The 26,647-nt window shown below is 44.0% G+C and carries 19 protein-coding genes and 1 tRNA gene; 11 read left to right on the top strand and 9 right to left on the bottom strand.

What is annotated here, in order from left to right:
- Positions 1 to 34: 34 nt before the first annotated feature.
- Genes infB through rimP form a run of 3 tightly spaced genes read right to left on the bottom strand, consistent with a single transcriptional unit; the run spans position 35 to position 4,519 of the window.
- Positions 35 to 2,770 carry a translation initiation factor IF-2 gene (infB, locus tag GTK07_RS08040; protein WP_163634769.1) on the bottom strand — a complete coding sequence of 912 codons (2,736 nt, stop codon included), beginning with the start codon at positions 2,768 to 2,770 and terminating at the stop codon, positions 35 to 37.
- A 41-nt stretch (positions 2,771 to 2,811) separates the two neighbouring features.
- Positions 2,812 to 4,044 carry a transcription termination factor NusA gene (nusA, locus tag GTK07_RS08035; protein ID WP_163634768.1) on the bottom strand — a complete coding sequence of 411 codons (1,233 nt, stop codon included), beginning with the start codon at positions 4,042 to 4,044 and terminating at the stop codon, positions 2,812 to 2,814.
- A gap of 13 nt (positions 4,045 to 4,057) precedes the next feature.
- A complete protein-coding gene (gene rimP / locus GTK07_RS08030) occupies positions 4,058 to 4,519 on the bottom strand; it encodes a ribosome assembly cofactor RimP (RefSeq protein ID WP_163634767.1) in 462 nt (153 codons plus the stop codon).
- Positions 4,520 to 4,845: 326 nt separating this feature from the next.
- On the opposite strand from rimP, the gene GTK07_RS08025 reads away from it, so the two are divergent.
- Positions 4,846 to 8,268, top strand: coding sequence for a PA14 domain-containing protein (locus GTK07_RS08025; protein ID WP_163634766.1), 3,423 nt, complete (start codon positions 4,846 to 4,848; stop codon positions 8,266 to 8,268).
- A gap of 37 nt (positions 8,269 to 8,305) precedes the next feature.
- Here GTK07_RS08025 and GTK07_RS08020 read toward each other — a convergent pair whose 3' ends face one another.
- Positions 8,306 to 10,252, bottom strand: a complete 1,947-nt coding sequence (locus tag GTK07_RS08020) for a propionyl-CoA synthetase (protein WP_163634765.1) — start codon at positions 10,250 to 10,252, stop codon at positions 8,306 to 8,308.
- A gap of 114 nt (positions 10,253 to 10,366) precedes the next feature.
- Complete coding sequence (locus GTK07_RS08015) at positions 10,367 to 10,840, bottom strand: GNAT family N-acetyltransferase (protein ID WP_163634764.1); 474 nt, start codon at positions 10,838 to 10,840, stop codon at positions 10,367 to 10,369.
- On the opposite strand from GTK07_RS08015, the gene GTK07_RS08010 reads away from it, so the two are divergent.
- Together GTK07_RS08010 and GTK07_RS08005 are read left to right on the top strand one after the other, a co-directional pair.
- The gene (locus GTK07_RS08010) at positions 10,839 to 12,011 is read left to right on the top strand and encodes an adenylate/guanylate cyclase domain-containing protein (protein ID WP_163634763.1); all 1,173 of its coding nucleotides are present in this window, start codon (positions 10,839 to 10,841) and stop codon (positions 12,009 to 12,011) included. The genes GTK07_RS08015 and GTK07_RS08010 overlap by 2 nt on opposite strands.
- A 140-nt stretch (positions 12,012 to 12,151) precedes the next feature.
- Positions 12,152 to 13,099: a TerC family protein gene (locus GTK07_RS08005; protein WP_163634762.1), complete on the top strand. Its 948-nt coding sequence runs from the start codon at positions 12,152 to 12,154 to the stop codon at positions 13,097 to 13,099.
- A 55-nt stretch (positions 13,100 to 13,154) separates the two neighbouring features.
- Here GTK07_RS08005 and GTK07_RS08000 read toward each other — a convergent pair.
- A tRNA-Gln gene (locus tag GTK07_RS08000) sits at positions 13,155 to 13,226 on the bottom strand.
- Positions 13,227 to 13,419: 193 nt separating this feature from the next.
- On the opposite strand from GTK07_RS08000, the gene GTK07_RS07995 reads away from it, so the two are divergent.
- The gene (locus tag GTK07_RS07995; RefSeq protein ID WP_163634761.1) at positions 13,420 to 16,779 is read left to right on the top strand and encodes a glycosyltransferase family 117 protein; all 3,360 of its coding nucleotides are present in this window, start codon (positions 13,420 to 13,422) and stop codon (positions 16,777 to 16,779) included.
- A 36-nt stretch (positions 16,780 to 16,815) separates the two neighbouring features.
- Here GTK07_RS07995 and GTK07_RS07990 read toward each other — a convergent pair whose 3' ends face one another.
- A complete protein-coding gene (locus tag GTK07_RS07990; RefSeq protein WP_036382448.1) occupies positions 16,816 to 17,112 on the bottom strand; it encodes a thioredoxin family protein in 297 nt (98 codons plus the stop codon).
- A 263-nt stretch (positions 17,113 to 17,375) separates the two neighbouring features.
- Here GTK07_RS07990 and GTK07_RS07985 point away from each other — a divergent pair, with 263 nt between their 5' ends.
- The 5 genes from GTK07_RS07985 to GTK07_RS07965 all read left to right on the top strand — a co-directional run bounded on the left by GTK07_RS07985 (position 17,376) and on the right by GTK07_RS07965 (position 21,455).
- Positions 17,376 to 17,729: a hypothetical protein gene (locus tag GTK07_RS07985; protein ID WP_163634760.1), complete on the top strand. Its 354-nt coding sequence runs from the start codon at positions 17,376 to 17,378 to the stop codon at positions 17,727 to 17,729.
- A gap of 85 nt (positions 17,730 to 17,814) precedes the next feature.
- Positions 17,815 to 18,837 (top strand): sensor histidine kinase, encoded by a 1,023-nt coding sequence (locus GTK07_RS07980; RefSeq protein WP_163634759.1) that lies wholly within the window; start codon positions 17,815 to 17,817, stop codon positions 18,835 to 18,837.
- A 4-nt stretch (positions 18,838 to 18,841) separates the two neighbouring features.
- Complete coding sequence (locus tag GTK07_RS07975; RefSeq protein ID WP_163634758.1) at positions 18,842 to 19,615, top strand: LytR/AlgR family response regulator transcription factor; 774 nt, start codon at positions 18,842 to 18,844, stop codon at positions 19,613 to 19,615.
- A gap of 171 nt (positions 19,616 to 19,786) precedes the next feature.
- Positions 19,787 to 20,563, top strand: coding sequence for a sterol desaturase family protein (locus tag GTK07_RS07970; protein WP_163634757.1), 777 nt, complete (start codon positions 19,787 to 19,789; stop codon positions 20,561 to 20,563).
- Positions 20,564 to 20,711: 148 nt separating this feature from the next.
- On the top strand, positions 20,712 to 21,455 hold the full coding sequence (locus GTK07_RS07965) for a hypothetical protein (RefSeq protein ID WP_163634756.1): 744 nt from the start codon (positions 20,712 to 20,714) through the stop codon (positions 21,453 to 21,455).
- Between the two features lie 88 nt (positions 21,456 to 21,543).
- Here GTK07_RS07965 and GTK07_RS07960 read toward each other — a convergent pair whose 3' ends face one another.
- Positions 21,544 to 22,806 carry a LamG domain-containing protein gene (locus GTK07_RS07960; protein WP_163634755.1) on the bottom strand — a complete coding sequence of 421 codons (1,263 nt, stop codon included), beginning with the start codon at positions 22,804 to 22,806 and terminating at the stop codon, positions 21,544 to 21,546.
- Positions 22,807 to 22,952: 146 nt separating this feature from the next.
- On the opposite strand from GTK07_RS07960, the gene GTK07_RS07955 reads away from it, so the two are divergent.
- Both GTK07_RS07955 and GTK07_RS07950 read left to right on the top strand, forming a co-directional pair.
- Entirely contained in the window at positions 22,953 to 24,254 is a 1,302-nt protein-coding gene (locus tag GTK07_RS07955) for a 3-keto-alpha-glucoside-1,2-lyase-like domain-containing protein (protein WP_163634754.1), read from the top strand.
- Between the two features lie 219 nt (positions 24,255 to 24,473).
- A complete protein-coding gene (locus tag GTK07_RS07950) occupies positions 24,474 to 25,400 on the top strand; it encodes a hypothetical protein (protein WP_163634753.1) in 927 nt (308 codons plus the stop codon).
- A 13-nt stretch (positions 25,401 to 25,413) separates the two neighbouring features.
- On the opposite strand, the gene GTK07_RS07945 is transcribed toward GTK07_RS07950, so the two are convergent.
- A complete protein-coding gene (locus GTK07_RS07945) occupies positions 25,414 to 26,646 on the bottom strand; it encodes a metallophosphoesterase (RefSeq protein WP_163634752.1) in 1,233 nt (410 codons plus the stop codon).
- Between the last annotated feature and the right edge of the window lies 1 nt (position 26,647).

Genomic DNA, 26,647 nt, shown 5'->3' with positions numbered 1-26,647 from the left:
AAGCGGGATTTCCTTTTTAGTACTATCAATCTGATTACAGCTTTTTCTTCACTGCAACCTCTTGGAAGGCTTCTACAATATCCCCTTCCCGAATGTCATTATAATTTTTGATCTGTAATCCACAGTCATACCCTTTGGATACTTCCTTGACGTCATCCTTGAATCGTTTCAAGGAAGCCAACTCGCCTGTGTAGACCACCACGCCATCACGGATCAACCTAATGCGCGAATTTCTAAAGATTTTACCACTTGTCACCATACAACCGGCAATGGTGCCAATTTTGGAAATCTTGAAGGTTTCCCTGATCTCGGCATTACCGGTGATCTCTTCTTTGATTTCTGGTGACAACATGCCCTCCATGGCGTCTTTAAGATCGTTGATGGCATCGTAGATGATGGAATAGGTCCTGATATCGATTTCTTCCTTATCTGCAACCTGACGGGCATTACCCATCGGCCTTACGTTAAATCCAATGATGATGGCATCTGAAGCACTTGCTAACAACACGTCCGATTCGGTAATGGCTCCAACACCTTTATGGATGATGTTCACCTGAATCTCAGCAGTGGACAATTTCTGGAACGAATCGGTCAAGGCCTCCACGGAACCATCCACATCCCCTTTAAGGATAATGTTCAACTCCTTGAAGTCGCCCAAGGCGATACGTCTTCCGATCTCATCCAACGTAATGTGACGCTGTGTCCTTACCGATTGTTCACGTTGCAATTGCGAACGTTTTGCGGCAATTTGCTTGGCCTCACGTTCATCTTGCAGAACATTGAACCTATCACCGGCCTGTGGCGCCCCATCCAATCCCAAAATGGAAATTGGGGTGGAGGGCCCAGCTTTTTTGATGATTTTTCCTCGTTCATCCTGCATGGCCTTGACTTTACCACTACAGGTTCCGGCCAATACATAGTCTCCAATATTCAAGGTACCAGACTGCACCAAGACAGTGGAAACATATCCACGACCTTTATCCAAGAAAGCCTCCACAACGGTACCTGAGGCCAATTTGTCCGGATTTGCTTTCAGCTCCAATAATTCGGCTTCAAGCAATACCTTTTCCAACAACTCCTTAACTCCCTGTCCTGTTTTGGCAGAAATGTCATGGGATTGGATCTTACCCCCCCAATCTTCAACCAATAGGTTCATTTGGGCAAGTCCTTCTTTTATCTTATCTGGATTGGCCGTAGGCTTATCCACTTTGTTGATAGCAAACACAATGGGAACACCGGCTGCCTGTGCATGGCTGATGGCTTCCTTGGTCTGTGGCATGATGTCATCATCCGCAGCGATAACAATGATGGCGATATCCGTAACCTGGGCACCACGTGCACGCATCGCGGTAAACGCTTCGTGACCCGGCGTATCCAAGAAGGTTATTCTCTGGCCACCATCCAAGGTTACCCCATACGCGCCGATGTGCTGGGTGATACCACCGCTTTCCCCAGCAATTACGTTCTCTTCTCGAATGTAATCCAACAGCGAGGTTTTACCGTGGTCAACGTGACCCATTACGGTCACAATCGGCGCCCTTGGTTTCAAGTCTTCCGCTGCATCTACTTCCTCCTCAATGGCCTCTTCGATATCTGCGGTGACAAATTCAACTTCATATCCAAATTCGTCGGCTACAATGGAAAGGGTTTCTGCATCCAAACGTTGGTTCATGGTCACCATGATACCCAATGACATACAGGCAGATATAATCTTGGTAGTAGGAACATCCATCATGGCCGCTACCTCGTTTACCGTTACGAACTCTGTAACTTTGAGGATTTTGCTGTCCAATTCCTGTTGCTCCAGGTCCTTCTCCGTTTGTTGGCGGTGTTGGTCCCTTTTCTCCCTGCGGTATTTGGCTCCTTTGCCTTTACTGGCCTTACCTTGGAGTTTCTCCAAAGTTTCCCTTACCTGCTTTTGTACTTCTTCTTCGGTAGGCTCTACCTTTGGCATGGTTGAAGGACGTTGCCCTTTTCGGGGTCCTTGCCCACTGCCCATGGGCCTGTTCGGATGGCCATTGCCCCCCTGTTGCTGTGGACCGTTTTTAACGATACGCTTTCTGCGTTTTCTTCTATCGGCTCCAGCATCCGAACCAGCCGTATTGGACTTTTGATTGTCCTCTTTTTTCTTTTTGGGCTTTTCGAATTGGGAAAGATCAATTTTATCACCTGTGATCTTAGGTCCGGAAAGTTTTTGGTATTGGGTCTTGATGGTATCGGACTCCTTAGGGCCATCCTCTTCTTCCACCTTTTCAACCTTTTCAACTTTTTCCTCTTTGGGCTCAACCTTCACCTCCTCTTTCTTGACCTCCACAACAGGCGGCTTCTCCTCAACAGGCGGCGTTAGTTTTGGTTCTTCCACCACCTCTTGTTTGGGCTCTTCCACCTTGGGCAAGTTCGGTTTTGCGTCAAGGTCGATTTTACCAACCGTTTTTGGTCCGGCAAGTTCAGCCTTAGCCTTTATCACCTGTTGCTCCGAATTGCGTTTTTCCCTGGCGATTCTTCGTTCCTCTTGTTCTTGTTCCATTTGGACACGGATAGCCTCTTTTTCCTTCCTCTTCTCTTCACCAACTTCTTTGGAAGCTACTTTTTTACTCTTATCCGTTTGGAACTCATCCAACAGGACCTGATACACCTCATCTGAAATTTTTGTAGTAGGACGTGCCTCTACCTCGTGGCCTTCGGCCGCCAGGTAGTCCACCGCCCTTTCCAGTGAAATGTTCAATTCCCTAAGAACTTTATTAAGTCGTATTGTTGGATTTTCTGCCATAAATTAATTTCCTTGCCCTAAAATTCGCTGCTAATATAAGTCTAATCTTCAAATTCTTCCTTCAGGATGCGAATCACATCCATGATAGTTTCCTCTTCCAAATCGGTTCGTTTTGTAAGATCGTTCAAATCATGCTCCAAAACGCTTCGTGCGGTATCCAATCCAATCTTCTTGAATTCCTCTATTACCCAGCTTTCGATTTCGTCTGAGAACTCGGTCAATTCCACATCTTCTTCCACACCTTCACGGAACACATCTATTTCATAACCAGTCAATTGACCAGCCAATCGTATGTTATGCCCACCTCTACCAATAGCTTTGGAAACTTCCTCTGGCTTTAGGTAAACCTGGGCTGTTTTTTTCTCTTCGTTCAATTTAACCGAAGAAACCTTTGCAGGACTCAGCGCCCTTGTAATCATCAATTGCGCATTGTTGGTCCAGTTGATCACATCAATGTTCTCATTACCCAATTCGCGAACGATACCATGTATACGAGACCCCTTCATCCCCACACAGGCACCAACCGGGTCGATTCTGTCATCATAGGAATCCACGGCAACCTTGGCTTTTTCTCCAGGAATACGGACCGCCTTTTTAATGGTAATCAATCCATCGAACACTTCTGGGATTTCTTGGAAGAACAATTGCTCCAAAAACGTTGGGGAAGTCCTGGACATGATAATGGTAGGCTTGTTCCCTTTCAACTCCACACTCTCAATGATTCCACGTACGTTGTCCCCTTTGCGGAAAAAGTCGGATGGAATCTGTTTTTCTTTTGGAAGGATAATCTCATTGCCCTCATCGTCCAACAAGATAACGGCCTTGTGGCGGATGTGATGAACCTCAGCAGTATAGATCTCTCCTTCAAGATCTTTAAATTGTTTATAGATCGTGGTGTTATCATGCTCATGGATCTTGGATATAAGGTTTTGGCGCAATGCCAAAATGGCCCTTCTCCCCAAATCGATGAGTTTCACTTCTTCCGAAACATCTTCCCCAACTTCAAAATCGGGCTCGATCTTTCTGGCTTCGGTAAGGGAAATTTCCTCATTGGGATCTTCCACTTCACCGTCTTCCACAACCACTCGGTTTCTCCATATCTCCAAATCCCCTTTATCAGGGTTGATGATGATATCAAAATTGTCGTCAGAACCAAACTTCTTCTTGAGGGCACTTCGGAACACTTCTTCCAAAATGGCCATAAGGGTCACCCTGTCTATAAACTTATCGTCCTTGAACTCCGAAAAGGATTCGATGAGCGCTAGGTTTTCCATTTTTCTACTACGATTAAAATTTTAATATAACTTTTGCTTCCTGGATATCAGAAAATGCAATTTCTTGCTTTTTCTGCACTGTTACCTTTCCCTTACCATTGGGTTTGGGCTCACGCGCCTTCCACTCCAAGGTAATACTATTTTCAGAGGTTTCCACCAAAGTTCCTTCCAATTCATGGCCATTGGTGTGTACCTTCAATTGTCGTCCAATATTCTTGGCATACTGTCTTGGCAATCGCATGGGCGAAGCCGCTCCGGCCGAGGCCACTTCGAGAGAAAAATCTTCTTCCTCACGGTCGAGATTGTGTTCTATGGCCCTGCTCACATCCATACAATCCTGAAGGCTCACTCCTTTATCACCGTCCAGAACAACTTTAATAGTATTGTCCCCGCCTACGGTAAAATCAATCAAAAACAAGGAAGGACGTTCTTCCAAGGCCTTGCTCAACAACGATTCCACTTTTTCCTTCAACATAAGAAATCAGTAATAAAAGAGGGGACACAAAGTCCCCTCATGAATACTTCTATATCCGTTCAGTGGCGCAAATATACGACAAATATTTCCGCAAGTGCAAGTATGTGGCACACAAAACTTTGATACGCCTTTATTCATGAAGCGTTTGGTCCAGAGCACCCCAAGATTACTTGCCATTTCAACAAACGACCCCTGCAGTTTCCGCTTGTTGTTAAAGCCCCAGACTAAACAAATTTACCTATTAACATGGCTAAATACCCATTTCACAACAAATATTTTCAGTAAAGGATCACGGGCTTAGCTTTGTATTCAAATCAACATGGAACATGACCTCAACATTGTTCGTCAAGGGAAAATCCCCTAAAATTTCCAATGGCCATAAATTGCTCTTGGCCTTTTTTTTATGGGGAAGCTTCCTCTCTTTTTCCCAGACCACACTTTGGAGTGAAAACTTCAGCTATAGTAATGGTACAACCAGCGGTACTGCCACGGGACCTTCAGCCTCAAGTTGGACTACCGACAGAGGCGGTAGTCTTTCTGTTCAAAACAGCGAATTACGTGCAAGAAATTTGGGAGGAATGGGCACTTGGCAGGTTAACGCTATCAACATAACGGGGTACTCTTTCATCAGTTTTAGTATGGATACTAGGGTAAATGACCCTAACCGTATGGATGATGGACAGGATTACTTCATTGGGGAATACCGTATTGATGGAGGCTCTTGGCTGCAATTCGAGAACGCCTCCGGTTCCAATTCAGATCCTTTAAACTCCTCTTATACGGTTAATATACCCACATCCGGAAATAGTACACTTGAACTCAGGGTTCGGATGTACAACAACAACAACAACGAACAATACTTTATTGATAACGTGACCGTTGAGGGCGTTTCAGGAATTTGTAATGGTGAAATAGATTTTGAATTTTACGATGGTGTACCTTCTGGCAGTACTGTCGATAATATTCCGACCACCGGTGCCTTGGGATCTGGAACGTACACCAGTTTTGACGTAAACAATCTCCAAAATCAGGAAGATCCAGGGGATACTGACAGTTTTGGGATCCGATACAAGGGTTACCTGCAAATAGACACCGCAGGAAGTCATACCTTTTACACTTCTTCGGATGACGGATCAAAGCTTTACATTGATGGCGTCCAGATCGTAAACAATGACGGTAACCACGGCAACCAAGAAAGATCAGGTTCCGTTACCCTTTCCGTGGGTCTGCATGATATCATGGTTTTATTTTTTGAAAATGGCGGTAGTTCCAACTTGGCAGTACAGTATCAGGGACCCTCCATTTCCAAACAGAATATTCCCTTTTCCAAATTGTATTCCAATTGTGGCACTACCGTTAACGACCTAGATGGTGACGGTATTGACGATACTACAGATGTGGATGATGACAACGACGGTATATTGGACACCGATGAATGTGGTGGTTTGGGAGGAAGCTTTGTACAGACCGCTACAAACATTAGAAATTTTACTAATGCCTCCAATGCTGAAGGGGCTCCCGGCACTACTTTTGCCTACAACCCCATAAGCACTTACCCTGGATCAAGTTCAATCCTTTTGCTAAGGTTCCCTGAAGCTATACCTGTGGGGACCAGTGTCAGTGTATTCGTCGGGGCGGATCCCGCCGTGACCGATACCGACATGCAATTGCAAAGATCCGATGCTGCCGGGAACAGTAACGGCTGGATCGCCAACGCGGACAATACAGCCCCCGGATCGATCAGGGAAGTAACTTTTACCGTATCGGGCAGTGCCTTGGAATATCTACGTGTTGAAGCCTATCAAGTTGGAGCGAGGGTATATGGTGCCAGTTACGCGGGGGCGTTCGATTGTACCACTATGGATACGGACGGAGATGGGATACCCAACTACCAAGATTTGGATAGTGACGGTGATGGAATCCCTGACAATGTGGAAGCGCAAACATCTACAGGTTATACGGCACCTTCAGGAACCGATGCCAATAATAATGGATTGGACGATGCCTACGAAAGTGGAGGAATTGCCTACGTTGATACAGATGGTGATGCAACACCGGATTTCCTGGATACAGATAGCGATAATGACGGCGCCAATGACACCACCGAAGCTGCACTGTCGCTTTCTGGCAGCGACTCGGACAATGATGGATTGGACAACAACATGGATACCTCTACGGATTACAGCGATCCAGGGGGAACCATAGACGACCCCACGACCACCAGTGGAGGCAGCTTAATGCTTCCCGATTCTGATGGGGATTTGGGATCCGGAGGGGATTTGGATTTTAGGGACGACATCAACAACGGTAATCAACCTCCTTCTGTAACGGCTACGGGAGATCAAATATTCTGCCCAGGAAATACCATTTCAGTGGTGGAAAGTATCAGCATCACCGATCCGGATAGTAGCACTTTGGATGCTGTTTTCGTGCAGATTACGTCCAATTACGACAACACGGGAGATCTCTTAAGCTTGACCGGATCGCATCCAAGCATTGCGGCCACCTGGAGTTCTTCCGAAGGAAGATTGACCTTGACGGGGCCCGCAACCTTGGCAGAATTTGAGGCAGCCATTAATGCAGTCGTGTTTCAAACCACAGCAACAGTAGCTTCTGGGGATACCCGAAGTTTCTCCATTGTGCTGGATGAAGCAAACTACCTGGCATCAACCGGTCACTATTACGAATATGTCCCCGCATTGGGAATTACTTGGACCAACGCACGTGATGCTGCTGCATTACGAACTTTCTATGGTCTCCAAGGATATTTGGCTACCATTTCCATCCAGGATGAATCCGATCTTTTAGGTTCCCAGGCACCCGGTGCCGGATGGATTGGAGCCAGTGATGCGGCTTTGGAAGGTGATTGGTACTGGGTTACCGGTCCTGAAGCCGGAACTTTGTTTTGGCGTGGTAACGCAGGAGGTACAGCGTTCGCTTATTCTTTCTGGAATACCGGAGAGCCAAATCAATCCGGGGATGAAGACTATGCACACATTACCGCTCCAGGGATAGGATTGCCCGGATCCTGGAACGACCTTTCCAATACTGGGGCCGCCAGCGGTGATTATCAACCTAAGGGATATTTAGTGGAATATGGGGGTATGCCGGGTGACCCAGCTGGCCCAAACTTGGCCGCTACAACAACCATCACCGTAGACCCAACTGCGCCAACGGCCAGTGCCCCGGCTCCGTTGACCGTGTATTGTTCTGACGACATCCCGGCCGCCGATGTGAACATTGTTACTGATGAAGCAGATAACTGCGACCCAAGTCCGACCGTTACTTTTATCAGTGACGCAAGCGACGGGGGATCCAACCCAGAAATCATAACAAGAACTTATAGGATTACTGATGCCTCTGGTAATACCTTTGATGTGGAACAGACCATCACGGTAGATCCTTTCACCATCGACACACAACCTTCGGATCAAAATATAATCGTGGGCAATAACGGAAGTTTTTCCGTTTCCACCACGGGGATTGATACCTACCAATGGCAAGTGAGCACCGACGGGGGAAGTAATTTTGTTCCTTTGGCAGATGGTCCCGATTATAGCGGAACCTCAACGACAAATCTCACCGTGAACAGTCCGGATTTGGATAAAAACGGATATATCTTCCGTGTTTTGGTTTCCAATTCCACGGCAAGCTGTACTGCATTGACCTCAAACCAAGCCACTTTGAACTTAAAGGTCGGGACGGTCATCACCAACAGAAAAGTCACCTATCGGGTAAATAAGAACTAACAAAAAAGGGAGCTAAAGCAGCTCCCTTTTTTGTTCTTTACTTTTTCTCAAAAACGCCAACCATTTGACCTTCAAACAGGTTTTGGATTTCTGAAAGAATTTCTGGATCATCAATGGTTGAAGGTACATTGTACTCCTTGCCATCGGCAATGGCCCGAATTATTTTTCTGAGTATTTTTCCAGATCGAGTCTTTGGCAAGCGTTCCACAACCAGCACCTTTTTTAGTGCGGCCACAGGACCAATTGCCTTGCGGACATCATTCACCACTTCCGACTGTAATTGAAAATGTTCAATCTCCGAACCAGCCTTGAGTACTGCAAGCGCTAGAGGTACCTGTCCTTTTAAGTCATCCTCTATTCCCACCACACAACATTCGGCCACATCGGGGTGCTTGGCCACCACTTCTTCCATTTCCGCAGTAGATAAACGGTGACCGGCCACATTGATGATGTCATCTACCCTTCCGGTGATGAACACATATCCCTCCTCATCTATATAGCCACCATCACCAGAAAAATAATAGCCTTCAAATCTTTGCAGGTACCCCTTTACAAATCGCTCCGTATCTCCCCAAAGATTGGGCAAGGTTCCTGGGGGCAATGGCAATTTCACCGCCACATAGCCTTCTTCCCTTGGTTGGGCTTGGGTACCATCTTCCCGAAGAATCTGTACATCGTATCCACAAACCGGTTTGGTTGCCGATCCAGGCTTTACCTCAAAATGATTTTCAAATCCCATCATATTGGCAACGATGGGCCATCCAGATTCGGTTTGCCACCAATGGTCGATTACGGGCACGTTCAATTTTTCCCCAGCCCACTCCAATGTGCTTGCATCGCAACGTTCCCCGGCCAAAAAGAGATACCTTAGATTGCACATTTTAAACTGTTTGATGAATTCCCCATTCGGGTCTTCTTTTTTAATGGCACGTATGGCCGTGGGTGCTGTGAACATCACATTTACATCATGATCGTTGATTACCCGCCAAAAAGTAGAGGCATCGGGGGTTCGAACAGGTTTCCCTTCAAAAAGCACCGTAGTACAGCCATAGATCAGGGGGGCGTACACAATGTAACTGTGTCCCACGACCCATCCCACGTCGCTGGCCGCCCAAAATACTTCTCTTGGGTTGACCCCGTAAACATGTTTCATACTGTAGTGCATGGCCACGGCATGCCCTCCATTGTCACGAATGATTCCCTTAGGTTTGCCTGTTGTTCCAGAAGTATACAAAATGTACAAGGGATCGGTGGCGTCCACTTCGGTCCAACGAACAGGATCCGCGATTTTCATCAACGTGGCATAATCAATATCGTTCTCCCCATCGGGGCGAATCGCTCCCAGTTTTCGGTTGAAGACAATGACGTGTTCCGGGGAATGGGTTGCCGTTTTTATGGCTTCATCCACCATGGGCTTGTAGGGAATGATGCGATTCACCTCTATCCCTGAAGTCGCCGTAATAATGAGTTTCGGTTTGGCATCGTCTATCCTGATAGCCAACTCATGCGGGGCAAAACCACCGAATACCACTGAGTGTATCGCCCCAAGCCTTGCGCAGGCCAACATGGATACCACCGCCTGTGGAATCATGGGCATATAAATGATGACGGTGTCCCCCTTTTCGACCCCCAAGCGCTGCATCCCGCCAGCCAATCGACTTACCATGTCCCTCAATTCCAGATAGGTGTGTTTCGCAATCGATTGCGTAACCGGAGAATCGTAAATCAGTGCAATGTCGTCTCCCCGACCATTTTCGATATGGGCATCAAGGGCTAAATAAGAGGTATTCAATTTTCCTCCTTTGAACCATTGGTAAAACCCATTGGCTTCCTTACTGATTGCCCGCGTTGGTTTTTGAAACCAACTGATCTGCGAAGCTTGATCCATCCAGAAATTTTCCGGATCCTTTATGGATCTTTTGAACTCCTGTTCATAATTGATCTGCGCCATTGTTCGTGTCGTTTGTTTAATCTGTTTGTGCATGTAATCACCATAACAGAACTATCTGATTTCAAAGTAGTTCTAATGGTAAATACCTGCCTAATGTACAGATTAATCCCCTGTGGAACGGTTTTTAATTTGCTAAATTGATATAGGTCAAAAATTCAATCTAGACAATCGATACCTAATGAATGGCGCACCTTGAATTTGTACTTCTCCTTCTTCCCGGAACCCCAACCTGAAAAGCCCTTGGACCTTAGTGCGGGATCGGGGCAGCAAAATGGTGATGGAGTCGAGTCCCATTTCATTAAAAGCTTGCTCAATGATCTTGGTATAAATGGATTTGCCCATGCCCCAATAATCGGGATGTAGCACCATGGCCAAATCAGCTTCCCCACTTTCCGGTTGCAGTCCACCCCAACCCACAAATTCATCATCAACATAAAAGGCCCAAGGGCCATACCCAAAGTTGGTCCACAATTGTTCCTTGGCGATTACAAATTTTTCAACATCCCCCTTGGTAAAATCCCCTTCAAACAGTGGCATTTGTCTTCGTACCAATTCATGGTTCATCAATAGGAGCAAATCATCGGGATTGACCTCATTAAGTCTTTTAAATTCTATCTTCATGTTTATATGCTCATGTACCATTGGTTCGATAAGGGCTTTGTCCATTACAAAATCCTGTTACCTTTATGCCATGATCAACTTCGGGAATCCCAAAACCAAGTACTACCTTAAACGCATACTGCCCTTCGGAATCATCTGGCTGGTTTTGAGTTGGTTCATTCTATTGATCGAGTCCATGGCCACGGATTACGAGAACAAACGCCCCGAAACGGATATTACAGTGGACTGGGCCATTTTTCTATTTGCCTCCTTTGCGGTTTTCATGGTAGGAATTGCTATGGGAACCGTAGAAGTACTTTGGTTGGGAAAGCAGTTTAAATCGAAAAGTTTTGGCCGTAAGATCCTTTATAAAATGGGGTTTTACCTATTGTTCATGCTGGTCATCAATTGCATTACTTTTCCACTGGCGGCCAGTATAGAGATGGGCACCTCTATTTTGGACAGTGGGGTTTGGGGAAAATTTTCACTTTACATGGTGAGTTCCACCTTTTTGAGCACCATGGTATCCCTTTCTTTCAGCATTTTTGTTTCCTTGTTGTATTCGGGTATCAGTGAACACCTAGGTCATGAAGTGCTGCTCAACTTTTTCCTGGGAAAATATCATCACCCTAAAGCGGAAAATCGCATTTTCATGTTTCTGGACATGAAATCTTCCACTTCCCTGGCCGAACAACTGGGGCACCAAACCTATTTTCAATTTTTGAGGGATTATTATAACCAACTTTCGGATGCCATTATCCAATACAGAGGCGAGGTATACCAATACGTTGGTGATGAAATCGTGATTTCGTGGAAAAAAGAAGATGGGGTTTCACGTCAAAATTGTATCCAATGCTTTTATGGAATGAAGTCTCGTTTGAATAAAAAGTCGGGGTATTTTGAAAAAAAATATGGTGTGGTCCCCTCCTTTCGGGCGGGCATGCACGTGGGGCCAGTGACAACTGGTGAAATCGGTGCACTTAAAAAGGATATCTTTTTTACCGGGGATGTTTTAAACGTAACTTCCCGAATACAGAAACTCTGTAAAACCTATGGTGAAGAATTGCTCCTTTCAGGTCAACTGAAAGAGGCCCTTCAGCAAATTGACGGCATTCCATTTCAATTCATAGCCGCTGTTGAATTGGAGGGAAGGTTAGAACCCATGACCTTATTTTTTCCAAACCGACCGTAAAAGCAATACAATTTAATATACAAAAGCAAAATGCCATTTTTGCCCGAAGAATTCATTGTTAATTAAAATGAAAATTTGGATGCGAAATTCATCAAAGCCATTACGGTTTGGTATTTTCGCAGTCGCGATACAGTTCAAGTATGATGGTCTGGATAATCTTCCTGTTGGGAATACTTTCCTTTTTAGCTCTCGATTTGGGGGTTTTTAATAAAAATGCCCATGTCATCAGTGTGAAAGAAGCCTCGATGTGGACCACTATTTGGGTCACCCTTTCCCTTTTGTTCTCTTTTGTGGTGCATTGGCTGTACAGTTCCGGCAATATAGACAATCCCGATGCCCTCCAACCTACGGAGGCCAGCATGAAATACCTTACGGGTTACCTCATCGAACTTTCCCTCAGTATTGACAATATTTTTGTGATCGCCGTAATTTTCGGCTCTTTTAAAATTCCACAGAAATACCAACACAGGGTCTTGTTTTGGGGCATTTTGGGTGCCATCGTCTTTAGGGCCCTTATGATTTTCTTCGGGGTTGCCTTGATCAAAAAATTCAGCTTTACCACCTATGTTTTTGGTGCCTTTCTGATTTTTACCGCAATAAGAATGGTCGTTTCCAAGGAAAAACCCTTTAATCCGAAGAAATCTTTTATATACAGGAACCTACGAAAGGTAATGCCCATCACCTCGCACATGCAGGGGCAAAAATTCTTTATCAAGATAAAGCATATAACAGCAGCTACCCCTCTTTTTATCGCTTTGGTAGTTATTGAGTTCACCGATATTTTGTTCGCCCTGGATAGCGTTCCTGCCATTTTGGCCATTACTTCCGACCCATTTTTGGTCTTCAGTTCCAACATTTTTGCCATTCTGGGCCTACGGTCCATGTACTTTTTCTTGGCGAACATGCTCAATAGGTTCCAACACCTTAAATACAGTTTGGTGGCTATCCTGAGTTTTGTGGGAGTCAAACTCATTTTGGCCCATCACTACACGTTTCCAGAATGGTTATCCCTAGGGTTTATTGGACTATCCCTGTTAATAGGGATTTTGGCTTCCTTCTTGGATAAAAATTCGAATAACAAACATTGATCCGAAATATTGGAAAATAAAAAACCTCCCAATCTCGCGAAAGGGAGGTTTTTTGTTGGCCTACTAGGACTCGAACCTAGAATGACTGAACCAAAATCAGTAGTGTTGCCAATTACACCATAGGCCAGTACCACATCAAAGCCGAAATTGTTTCAGCATTTGAGCGTGCAAATTTAGAACAAACTTTGGTATCAGCAAATATTTTGACAAGAATACATGCTAATTTTATCTCCGTTGGATGTTAAAGGTTTTTGAAAAATGACCGACCTTCTCTGCTATATTTACTAAATTCGCCCCAACTCGGTTAACAACCAACTCTTATGTTTGCAAAAGACTTCAAAAAATGGGATACCATCGTCGGGTGGATTTCCTTCGCAATCGCCTTTGCCGTTTATGCCCTGACCGTTGAACCCACAGGAAGTTTTTGGGATGCCGGGGAATATATTTCCACCGCCGCCAAGCTACAAGTAGGACACCCGCCAGGGGCTCCCCTCCTTCAGATGATCGGTGCTTTTTTCTCCATTTTTGCGTTTGGGGACGAGACCAAGATTGCCCTTATGGTGAATGCAGTCTCTATCGTATCCAGTGCCTTTGCTGTATTGTTTACCTTTTGGTCCATCACCAACCTTGCACAAAAACTTGTCAATTCCGATAAACCTTTGTCCAACAGCAAGGCCATTGCCGTATTGGGAAGTGGGCTCGTGGGCGCTTTGGCCTTTACATTTTCCGATAGCTTTTGGTTCAACGCCGTAGAAACCGAGGTATATGCCATGGCTAGTTTAATTATGGCCCTTTTGCTTTGGTTGGGATTGAAATGGGTTGATGATTTGGACGACCCCAGAGGCAACCGTTGGCTTTTGCTCATCAGTTTTTTGGTGGGATTGACCTTCGGTATCCAATTTATGGGCTTTTTGGCCATTCCTACCGTTGGCCTCCTCTATTATTTTAAAAGATATAAGACCACAACCGTCAAGAATTTCCTTTTGGCGAATGTGGCCGTAGTGGTCATCCTGATCTTGGTCTATAAATTTTCGCTTACCTATGTGCTGAAACTTTTCGGTTGGAGCGAAGTGTTCTTCATCAACGAAATTGGACTTCCCTTTAATTCGGGATCTATCATTATGGGCTTGCTCTTTGTAGCCGCCTTTTATTTTGGATTGAAATATACCCGAAAGCACAAGTTTTACATGGGCAACCTGATCATCATGTGCTTGATGTTCCTTATCCTTGGTTTTTCCTCTTGGCTGATGTTGCCCATTAGGGCCAACGCCCAGACCGTGGTAAATGAGAACAACCCTGCCGATGCCCGTGCCCTTTTGGCCTACTACAACCGGGAACAATACCCTGGGGTAGACAGCCCAATTTATGGTGCCTATTATTCCGATGCCTTTGCCCCTTCTGGAGAGGAAAGGGACGACAGTCCCAAATACGAAAAAGACCTGAAACTGGGCAAATACGTCATTGTAAACCACTATGAGAAAGCAGTTCCTGGGCCCAATCCAAAGCATGTGGGCCTTTTGCCCAGGATGTGGAGCGACCAACATGCCGAAAATTATATGAAGTACTTTGGCGTACTCAATTTTAGAATCAAATCGGAATACATTTCCAACAACGATCTTAGGGACGCAGTTAACCAGTTCAAGTCAGCCTATGTCAAAGGCGAGCTGGATTCGGAACAATACATCCGCTTTTTACGTGAATTCGGGGAGTATATTGAAGTAGAGCCGCCAACCTTGTGGCAGAACATCCAATACATGTTCGATTTCCAATTTGGTTATATGTACATGCGCTATTTCATGTGGAACTTTGTGGGCAAACAGAACGACATACAAGGCAAATACGATGAAAACGGAAACTGGCTCAGTGGTGTAGGTTTTATTGATAGCTTACGATTGGGCAGCCAAAAGAACCTTCCGAGCGATTGGGAAAACAACAAAGGGCGCAACACCTATTTCTTCCTACCCTTAATTTTGGGCATCTTGGGCATCGTTTTTCAAATTTCGAAGAACCCCAAACAGTTTTGGGCACTTTTCGTGTTCTTTATGTTCACGGGATTGGCCATTCAATTCTACACCAATCCCTATATCTTCCAACCCCGTGAAAGGGATTATTCCTTGGTGGGATCCTTTTATGTATTCTGCATTTGGATCGGTCTTGGGGTATATGGATTGTATGAAGAGTTCAAAAAACTGATCCCGGCCAAGATTGCGGCACCGGCAATCACAACCTTATGCCTTTTGGGCGTTCCCATTTTAATGGGATTCCAAAACTGGGACGATCATGACCGTTCCGGAAAGTTTACGGCTCCTTCCACGGCCAAGGCCTATTTGGATTCTTGCCAAGAAGATGCCGGGGCCATCTTGTTCACCATTGGGGACAACGATACCTTCCCACTGTGGTATGCCCAGGAAATTGAAAACTACAGGACCGATGTCCGCATTGTGAACACCAGTCTGTTCGCCACGGATTGGTACATAGACCAAATGAAACGCAAGGCTTACGAAAGCGACCCGATACCGTCTCAATTAACGCATGACAAGTACCGATACGGAACCCGTGATGCTGTATATCACACCAAGGCAGATGACGTTTTCAATAAACCGGTTTCCGAAAGCAGATGGTCCATCCAAGATTTTATGAATTGGATCGGTAGTGACAATCCCGAGACCAAATTCGGGTTTGTGTTGGAAAAACGGGGCATGGATGTGAACCAATATCCTGAAAGTACTTTAGATATTGTGTACTACCCCACCAACAAGATCCGTATTCCAGTGAACAAAAAGAATGTAATTGAAAGCGGTCTGGTCAAAGAGAAAGATTCTGCCCTCATTTTGGATTATATTGACATTGACCTACCGCAAAGTGCTTTGCCAAAGAACAGGATCTTAATGTTGGATGTCATCGCCAACAACGATTGGAAACGACCCATTTATTTCTCCGGAGGAAGTTTTGACAGCTCGGAATACATTTGGATGAAGGACTACCTACAGTTGGATGGCCTAGTGTACAAACTGGTTCCCATCAAGACCCCTAACAGGAATTCGTTTGAAATGGGACGAATTGATTCTGACCTGATGTATGATATTGTGAAGGATTGGGATTGGGGCAATTCCGGAAGTGATAAAATCTACCACGACCCGCAGACCCGTTCCCAAGGACTTTCGTTCCGAAGCAATTTGGCCAGGTTGATGGAAACCTTGATCGAAGAGAACAAAATTGACAAGGCCAAGGACGTTATCGATATTGCCATGACCAATATGCCTGTGGAGGACTTTTATTTCTATGCCTTTGTAGAACCTTTTGTAGATGGATACTACAAAGTAGGAGAAACCGAAAAGGCCAGGGCATTATATGGCAAATTGAAAAAAATCTATCAAGAACATTTGGAATACTATGCCAACATTCCGCTGGATGAGCAATACAAAAAGATTGACGATATCTTGGCCGATATGCAAGCTTACCGAAGGAACATTGACATCCTTATTGATAACCAGGACAGAGAATTGGCCGAATCTGAAACGGTGATCTTCAATGAGTATATCGACAAGTTCTCCCAATTTGTGAATGATGGCGAAGAAGAATTGTTGGAGGAACAGCTACCTTCCGATCCCGATTTGGAAGACTCTATTCCTTTGGATACTATGGAACATGTAACCGATTCAGTAGTTCCGCAACAATAGCATAAAAAAAGCGAGGTAAAAACCTCGCTTTTTTTATTATATGTATTCGTTTAAGATGCCTATCAAGGTGTTGGCGTCCTGTTCGCCGCTCTGCCGCCAGACCATCTCACCTTTCTTGTAGATCATGAGCGTGGGAAGGCCCTTAATGCGTAGGGCCTGGGAAAGCTCCTTGTTTTTGTCCACATCAATTTTTATGACTTTTCCCTTGTCTCCCAATGCCGCGGCTACATCGCGCAACACGGGGTGCATGGAAGTGGATTGCTCGTTCCATTCTGCATAAAAGTCCAACAAAACAGGGACCTTTAAATCTATGAGTTCACCAAACTTGGACATGTATTCTATAGGTTTGTAGTCAAAAGTAAGAAAAAATGTTAAAGTTTAACATCAAGTAATCGCTTTACGGTATTGCCCTTAGTTAAATTCACGTTAAACCTTCATTATAAAAATTGTTGAGGTTTTGTCTGCAAGATTGATTGGGTTCAAGGTTCGTCCCAAATCAAGAAAGCTTTACCCTTCCTTTCTTCCGTTTCATCTTATTTCCCCAACCCTGAATGCAAGTCAAGAACTAACATTGCTTCAAACTTAAAAATCTCACCATGAAAAAAATTCTTTTTGCAATGATGATGTTCTCGTTCGCCCTTGGATTTTCACAGGAAGACGAGCAATACACCCAAATCTTGGAAAAGCAAATCGAGACCCTACAGCTGACCGGTGAAAAGAAAGAAGCCTTCATCGAAATCAGTGACAAGTACTATGAAAAGATCAAGGCCGCCCAAGAAAGCGAAGGTTCCAGAATGTCAAAGTTCAAAGAGCTAAAAGCGATCCAAGACAGTAAAAACGAAGAAGTGAAAGCAATTTTGAGCAAAGACGAATTTGAAGCTTTTAAGGAACTCCAGAAGGAAAACCGAAGCGCCCTCAAAGATCGTTTCAAGCAAAAGAACAAATCATAAAGAGCAACTTTTTCATTCCTAATCCCAGGCTTTCCCGGTCAACCGTTGTGGATTGGGGAAGCCTTTGTACTTTTAAAAAATGAAAATGATCAAGACCGAAAAAAGGGTATTGTTGTTGACCTCTGTTTTGGTGGCCATTGCCTTGAACGTCCACAGACTGTTCGTGCTATTGCCGGGTGAAGCAAGGAACATTGGCCTTCCTTGGGTGTTCAACGCGCCTGAGTTGGTCTACCAGACCCTATTCCAATTCGGTTTCTGCACTTTCTTTGGCTACTTGAATTTGGCCTGGCTCAATTGGAATGGGGAGAAGGGCAACAAACACCTAGTGAAGAACCTGCTTTCCAACGCCGTATTTTTCGCTGTGCTTTTGGCCATTGGTTCCGCCTCTCAAAAGTTGTTTTTCCAGAACGTGACCAATGTAAGGCTCTTTCGTTTGGGGTACTTTTTTAGATTGATCACCAGTTTGGGATTGATCGCCATTTTGGTCAAGATTGTGCTGCTAAATCGGATTCAAAAACGGAAGGAACAGGAGAATGAGCATTTGAAAACCGTCTATTTTGACGCGGAGATCAAAAATCTAAAGGCCCAGATCAACCCCCATTTTTTGTTCAATGCCTTGAGCAGTCTTTCGGCTTTGGTCAGGGAGAATCCCCAAAAGGCCCAAGACTATATAACCCACCTTTCCAAGGTGTTCCGATATTCCCTTGGCAACCACCAAGAGCAACTCATTGGTCTGGACAAAGAGCTGGAACTGTTGGACTCCAACATCCAATTGTTGAAAATGAGGTTCGAGGAAGCCCTTCAGGTGCATATTGATGTCCCGAGGACCCAAGACATCCGATTGCCCCACATGTCCTTGCAACCTTTGTTGGAAAATGCGGTAAAGCACAATTATGTTTCCAAAGAGATTCCCCTGCGTATCGATATTTATCAGGAAAATGGGGCCCTGTTTTTTAGGAACAACCTGAATGAAGCCGTGTACAAAGAACCATCCACGGGAATTGGCTTGTTGAACTTGAACGAACGCTATCAAATTTTGATGGGCCAATCCATAGAAATTGTAAAGACCGAAGCCCATTTTTCCATAAAATTACCTTTAAACCTCTGACCAAATGCCAATAAACATTGCCATAATTGAAGACGAACCGGTCATTGCCAGAAATTTGGAGTTCACCCTTAAAGAACTGGAACCAGAGATTCAGGTGCTGAACAAAATGGACAGTGTAAAGAGTTCAGTTGCATGGTTGCAGGAAAATATGGATGCCTGCGATGTACTTTTTATGGACATTCGGTTAACAGACGGACTCTCGTTCGACATCTTCAAGACTATAAAACCCTCAGTTCCTATCATATTCATTACCGCCTATGATCATTACGCATTGGAGGCCTTTAAAGTAAACGGATTGGATTACATCTTAAAACCCTTTGAAAGGGTAGAAGTGGCCAATGCCCTCGAAAAATTCAGGGAAACCAGAGGTCATAAATTGCCCGGCAATGATAAGATCCAAGAATTGTTGAACTACCTTCAAACGAATGAGAACAAGTCCTATCGGGAGGCATACTTGGTGCATTATCAAAATAAATTGATCCCCTTGCCTGTGGACAAGATCCATTGGTTCTTTACCGAACAGGAAGTAGTCTATGCCCACACTTCGGATGGCAAAAAATATATCATCGACTCTACTTTAGATAAAATCATGACAGAAATATCCCCAAAACGATTTTATAGGGCCAATCGCCAGTTTATTGTGCAACGTTGGGCGGTAAAGGATATTGACTTTTATTTCAACGGAAGATTGATCATCAATGTGGAACCCAAACCCCACGAGAAGATCATCGTAAGCAAAGCCAAGGCTCCAGAGTTCAAAAATTGGCTGGATGAATAAAAATATTCTATTATAGCTTTTATAACGCAATGATCACTCTCATGTAGCATTTGCATTCCTGAAATCCCATGATCAAGTCTGGGGAATTTCAACCCTATTTTTTTCAGCCTCACCCGTTCCCCCTCTACTCTTCTTTTCATTTTGCGCCAACTTCACCAAAAAAACAAGGTTATGCAAAACGATACACGTATTGAACAGGGAGGAGCCATTTTTTTGATTTTGCTGGGTTTGGTAATTTTGGAGATTATCTGGAATTGGAGAAAGGATAAAAAAGCATACGACATAAGGGATACTCTGGCCAATTTGGCCATTTTCTTAGGGTTTCAATTATCGAAAGTCCTCTTTTTTGGATTTCAATATGCCATCATGGGATACCTATCCCAGTTTACATTGTTCCATTTTAAGAGCACCCCTTTGGTCTTCCTGATCAGCTTCGTGGCCGTGGACTTTGTATACTATTGGTACCATCGGTTATCGCACAAAATAAAATTGTTGTGGGCATTCCATTTAGTGCACCATTCCAGTCTGTTCATGAACCTTACCGTGTCCTATAGATTGAATTGGCTCAGTGCCCTGCTCACCCCTTTTGTGGTAGCTCCTCTCATACTTATTGGCCTGCCGTTTGAGTTTATTGCGGCTTCCTTTGGGCTCAACCTGCTCTATCAGTTTTTTCTCCATACCGAAGCCGTGGGCAAGTTGGGTTTTATTGAAGGTCTGCTGGCCACTCCGTCTGCACATCGGGTACACCACGGATCTAATGAGCAATATATCGACAAAAACTTTGGAGGTGTGTTTATGATGTGGGATCGATGGTTCGGCACCTATCAACCCGAAACCATAAAACCCACTTATGGGGTAACCACGGGCTTTATCAGTAACAATCCCTTTGTGTTGGTCTTCAAGGGGTTCGTGGATTATTTCAAAGGAAAAATGGACTACAAGGGATAACAACAGGCTCACCCCTAGAATTGGCAGGTTCGCCTTTTTTCTACCCCTTTGACCCTTGACATAGGAGTAGTTTAGCCAAAAAAAGAAAAAGAAAATTAATCTTAAACCTTTAAAAATCATGAAACATCTAATCTTACCCAAAACAACAATGAAAAGAAGCAACCTAATGATGCTTGGCTTAGCCATTTTGGCACTTTCAGTAGCATCTTGTAGCAAGGATGACGACTCCAATGATGGCACCGAAACCGCCATCACCGAAGAGGAGGCCGCTGAAGCCATGGCCATGGCCGTATCCCCGGAATCTGGTGGTATGGTGGAACAGACCAATCAGGCCATTTACACTTTGGAAGAAGACAATTCTGCTTCCAATAAAGCCGAAGATTACGAGTGTGGTGTGGAATATGGTTCCTCCTACAACATTGCCGGGCAGTCAGGAAGCATTACTTACAGTGCCAGCTTGGTTTGGAGCTGGATCATTGACTGCGGCACAGGGATTATTCCTTCTGCGGCCGATTTTGATCTTACCGGAACCTCCAGCTATGATGGTCCAAGGATCTCTTCAGAGGCCAACACCAGTGCAAGCATCAATATCCAGGACTTAGACGATGCGCAATCCAGCTATGTGGTAAATGAAACATTCACCATGGCAGGTTCACAAGAATCCTTTGTACACAACGAAAATGCCTTTACCAGTACCATTGAGTTTACCACCACGGATCTTACCATCTTGAAGGCCAACTATAATGTGGTCTCAGGAACAGTTTACGCCAGCTTTGTGGGCAAAGCTTCCAATGGTAATACTTATGATTATTCCGGCACCTTGGTATTCACCGGAAACCAGACTGCAATACTAACCATGGGCAGTGGGAACACCTACGATTTGGCTTGGTAGCGTGGTTCCATAATTCTAGAGAAAAAGCCCCTTTTTAAGGGGCTTTTTATTATTTCAAATAATCTGTCTTTAAACTTGGTCTTCCTTGCTATTGATCAAAATCATCCTCAAAAGTAATCTCGTGGTCCCCATTGGAAAGTTGAACGTATTGAATGGAACCTGTTCCCTCGAAAATGTAGCCAAGCCCCATGATATTGCCCAAATCTTCTTTAAAAAGTTCGTTGTAGGCTTCCTCTCCATTTATAAAAATGGTAGCTTTTTTATCCTTGACCCGTATTTCCAAATCGTTCCACTCATAAAGATCAGCCCCCAATTTGGAGAGGTTGTTATCCTTCCCTGATCTATAAATTTCGCCCAACTTATAACTGGCACCGGTCTCACATCCTTTTCCGACCATCCCTACCGAGAAAATATTCTCTGTGGTGACAAGGATCACATTCATCCAAGGACAATTGGAATCTAGGGCATGGTCTGATCTCAACCTCGTCCGAAAGGTAAAGTTATCGGAGGAAACCCCATACTCATCACTATGTGAAATTCGGGACATGAAATGGCGGGATGTATCCACGCCCCTTTTTTTAAGCAGCTCCATAGGCAAGTGCAACATACTATCCGCTATAAAGGATTCCCCTTTAAAATCAATGTAACGGTCATCCGCCTCTGTATAATATACGTGTGGCTCCCAACCGTCACTGATGATATGTACCGGTTGGGTGGCAATTACGTCTCCATTGGCAATCAATTTGGCCCTGTGGTAACCACTTTCATAATAAATGGACGTGTAAACGGATTTCTTCGGATCTATTCTTTCGCGTCGAAAAGCATTCCAGGACTGTTGGATAAAAAAGCTATCGGCCTGTACATGGCTCAGATCATAGTTGAAGATAAAGGTGTTCGGAACACCTTTGTCCACCGTTTTATTGGCAGTAAACGTAACGGGACCATCAATCTTTACGTTACTGGTCCCACTTTTTCCAAAGGAAAATGCCAAAACCACTACTAGGACCACCACAATTCCCGCAGCTACATAAAGTGGCGTTTTGCTCCTGGGCGGGTTCTTGTCCTCCGTAGCAATCGGTTTTTTATGTTGAAGCTTGAAGTCTTGCCAGTTTTTGTATCCCAGCACCTGTACAAGCGCGTTCAAAGTTGCCAACTGGGGTTGGGTCTTGTACCCTCCTTTCCATACCCGTTTTAAGGTGGAAAGACTGATATAGTACCCCGTATGTTCCTCAATATAGGAAGAAAGTTGCTCCAGATCCTTTTGGGTATAACCGTGCCCGTTGCCGAAAGAAAACTTCTCTTCCAGCATTTGCTTACATAGGGCAATATGGTCATTTTCGATGTTCGCCATTTGACAAGTCAAGATATCAATAAAAGCTGAAAATGATAAGGAAATTAACTCATGACCGACTTTTGACCGAGGATTAAACCGCTTTTGCTACCCTTCGTGATTTTTACGGACCGTAGTTTTGGTATTGAATCAAATCAGAAAACAAAATGAAGCAATTTTCTTTTAGCCCTACATGGGCAATTATGTTACTTCTGTCCTTTACTATGATGGGGCAATCGAACAAGAAACTGACCAATCCCGATAGCTGGGAAGTACAGAACCGAGACGTCTCCTTTGACATGGGTGTCATCCATTTGGATGATCGTCCCGGTGATGGAGTTCTATGGTTGAAGGGTTCCGATTTCCATAACGGGACCATTGAACTCGATATTAAAGGAAAGGACAAGACAGGTGCCAGTTTTGTTGGCTTGGCGTTCAACGGAAAAAACGATTCCATCTTTGATGCCGTCTATTTTAGACCCTTCAATTTTAATGATCCCGAAAAACAGGACCATATGATGCAATACATTGCCATGCCTCATTTGGATTGGAAAAAATTACGGGAAGAGTATCCTGGAAAATACGAGAACACCATCTCTCCTGCTCCGCAGCCTAATGATTGGTTTCATGTTACCCTTAACATCAACTACCCAGAAGTGAAGGTGTATGTGAACCATTCCATGACACCATCGCTTGTTGTGGAACAGATCAATCTGAGTGGCCATGGAAAAATTGGTCTATGGGTTGGGGAAAGCAGCGAAGGCTGGTTCAAGAACATCTCCATAAAAGAAAACAAAATGAATTCCCTTACCCATATTTTGATGGACGTAGGACATAACCCAGTGTTCTGGAACGACCCAAAATCCATGAGCATGGAAAATGAAAAAATCGGTAGGGTCTATATGATGTCCGAAGAATTGATGAAGACGGCCAATAACGTCCATGCACAGGTCGATTATGCCTACGGCGAACTCAGTGACGACCTTCTTGCGAACACGGACATCCTGTTCATCCATATCCCGAAGAAAAAATATACGGAAAACGAGGTAAGGGCCATCCATCGGTTTATTGATGGAGGTGGAGGCTTGTTCCTCGTCATGGATAGTGATTACTGGTCTTCCCTGAATGACACCAACGTGAACGACATCATCGCCCCGTACGGAATCCAATATGGGGATGCCATACCCGACAAACTGCCCGGAGGACATACCGTTAAAAGTGAGATTACCGACAAACCCTTAAAGATTTCCTATCACGAAGCCAGAAAAGTATTGGGTGGGACCCCATTCTGTTATGGGGATGAACTGGATAAGGCATATCCTTTTGCGACCTATACAAAAACCATGAAAGGCGGCAAATTGGTTGTCCTGGGCGAAGCCATGGCATCATTGTACATGACCAGTTGGCAAGGGGTTGACGACTATCAATGTCAAGATTTTATGCAAGATGTCTTCAATTGGCTCAAATAGCCGTTGCAGCTTCCATTGCTGGAATAGTATAGAAGTTAAGCCAAGCCTTTTTTCTTAAGGGTAATCACAGAGATTTCGGATTGGATTCAAAATCATTTTAATAAAATAAATCAAGGTTAACATAAAATACCATTGATAACCTAATAACATGTGTATATCTGAAAAGAGTGATAGAATACTTTCTTTTAATTCATGTATCTTTCAGATAAAAACATTACAATGCCCTTCGGTTCAATTGTTTACTTACTACTTGGATTAGTCATTCTTGGTCTCCAATTATTTAATGATTGGAAGAAAAAGAAAAAACAGGTAAAATACATTTCGGCATTTGTTTTCATTTTCTTTTTTGGTTTCACATTTTATGAAGCTTATGAAAATTTCACAAAAGATGAGGATTCGGAAAAAAATCTAGGAAATATCAAGACCCTGACGGAAGATATTATTAAAAATTTGGGTGATATCGATAAAGAATTAGACCAGTCTACCCTTAAATCAAGTAAAATCATAGACGAGGTTTCTTTAATTGAGAGGGAATTGAAAAATTCCAACACACTTGCAAAAGAATTAATTGAAAAACAATTAGATATTAAAAATTACTTAACTGGTGGTGACAGCTTTGTTTATTTTCATTCAGGTCAAACATCATTCGAAAATAAAAGGATTTACTTTTTAACCTTAACCCATTCAGGCGATTATCCACTTGTTAATTTTCGTATACAAATTTACGATAATATTAAATTTTGGGAATTAACGCATGCATCTAATAAAAAGAAACAAATTGACCCTAAAATGGCTAAAGATGCTAGTAAAATTTATGACAGCCTTTATCCGATAATTTATCCTAATAGACGGATAGAATTTCCGGATAAGATATCGAAACTAATTTTTATCCCTGAAAGACATAGTGTTGATTTTGATGTCAGCTTTGAAGGAACTAATGGATATTCCTATCAAAAGTATATACTTTTGGACATATGGGGGCAGCCAGAAAACGCAACGATTTTAAAGAAAAATGGAAAAATAATTTGGTCAGATTGCTACGATGAAGATTTTCCCAAAGGGAAAAATGGAAATATATTATGGTCCAACGCAATGGAGTCTTATGAGATTTTGATTGAAAATAGAAAGCTAAAAGTTAAAGTTTAGCTTTTCTCAAATATCATATCAAGCCTTTTTTCTTAAGGGTGATCACAGAGATTTCGGGCCAAATGCCAAATCGTCCCGGATAACCGATAAAACCAAAACCACGGTTCACGTTGATGAATTGGTTGAATTCGCTATAAATGCCGGCCCAGTATTTGTAGCGCCATTTGGCAGGACTCCATTTTACCCAACCTGGGATTTCCACACCAAACTGCATCCCATGGGTGTGTCCGCTCAAGGTCAAATGGAAATGGTAGTCATCATCGAGCACCACATCTTCCCAATGGGAGGGATCATGGCTCAACAATATTTTAAAGTCGTCATGGGCAATGCCCTCTTTCGCCTTTTGCAGGTCACCCGCTTTTTTGAAGCCTCCGCGGCCCCAGTTTTCAACCCCTAGCAAGGCAATTTTTTGGCCATCCTTTTCCAAATAACGGTTGGAGTTCAAGATGAGGTCAAAGCCCATATCCTTCTGCATAGCTTTGAGGTCTTCAAGATTCTTCGCCTTGGCTTCTTCGGTATCCCAAGAGGCATAATCCCCATAATCATGGTTGCCCAAAATGGAAAATACCCCATCCCTGGCATCCAATCGGGCAAAAACCTCTTTCCAGGGTTCAAGTTCTTCCGATCGGTTGTTCACAATGTCACCTGTGAAGAAAATCACATCACTTTTCTGTTCATTGATCAGATCCACACCATAGGCCACTTTGTTGTAATCATCAAAACTACCGCTATGCACATCGGAAATCTGGGTGATCTGATAATTGTGGAAAGCATCGGGAAGGTCATCGAACTCCAATTCATATTTCAACACCTGATAGTTGTATTTACCGCGGTACATGCCATACAACATGGCGCCGAATGGCAACGAGGCCAACCCAAGGGCCAATCCACTGATGAATTTTCTTCGGGAAGGGAAATGACTTGCATCAGCATTGGACATCCCAGCAATTTTGTTGTACCCGAATCCAACCAAACGAACAATGTCTTCCAACAAAAGGAAAAATCCCAACACCAAGGCCAGCAAAAAGAAGGCGGCAAAGATGCCACCAGCCACCGCCGCCGAACCTTTAAAACCATCCCCTGGCACATAGGCGATTACCTTAATGGTCAGAAAAATGAGGGCTGCCAAAAACAACACAATATAGGCCCAGTGCATCAACGGACTTTTGAACAAGGTCCGGAACGCCTGAAACCCATACGCGGCTAACACCACATAAAGGACAGCAAGGATTACAAATCGAGACATA

Source organism: Flagellimonas sediminis, from assembly GCF_010500845.1.
In the GTDB taxonomy this organism is placed as follows: domain Bacteria; phylum Bacteroidota; class Bacteroidia; order Flavobacteriales; family Flavobacteriaceae; genus Flagellimonas; species Flagellimonas sediminis.
This window is presented reverse-complemented; position numbering and strand designations above follow the sequence as displayed.